1 pseudogene is annotated in these 852 nt (G+C 76.5%); it reads left to right on the forward strand.

The window, feature by feature from the left end:
• Nucleotides 1-852 (forward strand): annotated as a pseudogene (locus ABD908_RS27450) (chromosome segregation protein SMC); the annotation flags it as partial.

Raw genomic sequence — 852 nt, forward strand, 5'->3', positions numbered from 1 at the left:
GTCGCGGCACCGTCGGCCACCCGCGCCGCCGACGCGCTGGGCGCGCTGCGTGGGGCGGATGCCGGCCGCGCAGCCGTGGTTGTGGAGGGTGCCGCGGTGGGGACGGTCGTCTGCGGGCCGCTGCCCGACGGTGCCCGATGGGCCCTCGACCTCGTGACCTGTCCGGACGAGCTGCGGGGCGCGGTGGTGTCGGCGCTCGGTGGCACAGTGGTGGTGGACTCGATCGCCGACGCCACGCGGGTCGTGGACGAGCGGTCGGAGTTGCGTGCGGTGACGCTGCACGGCGACGTCGTGCGGCACGCGGTCATGTCCGGCGGGTCGGCCGGGCGGCAGTCGGCGCTCGAGGTCCAGTCGGCGATCGACGCCGCGTCGACGGACCTGAGCCGCACGCGCCGCGAGGTCGAGGAGCTGACTGCAGCGCTGGCCGGCGCCACCGAGGACCTGGTCGCGCGGCGCGAGGTGACCGAGGAGGCGCTCGCGGCGCTCCACGAGTCCGACGCCCAGTTGGGCGCCGTCTACGAGCATCTGGCGAGGCTGGGCCAGGTCGCCCGGCTGGCGCGCGACGAGATGCACCGGCTCGTGGCGCAGTGCGCGAAGGCCGAGGTCGCGCGGGACGAGACGCGGGTCTCGCTGGAGGAGCTCGAGGAGCGACTCCGGATGGCCGAGGCCACATCGGACTCGGCGGAGGTGTCGTCGGTGTCCACCGAGGAGCGGGATCGCGCCGCCGACGCCGTGGCGCAGGCCAGGGCCGTGGAGATGGAGGCGCGGCTGGCACGGCGGACCGCCGAGGAACGCGCCGCCGGAGTGCGGGGCAAGGCCGACGGGCTGCGGCGCGCCGCAGCGCGTCGGCCT

The organism is Tsukamurella soli (genome assembly GCF_039541155.1).
GTDB classification, from domain to species: domain Bacteria; phylum Actinomycetota; class Actinomycetes; order Mycobacteriales; family Mycobacteriaceae; genus Tsukamurella; species Tsukamurella soli.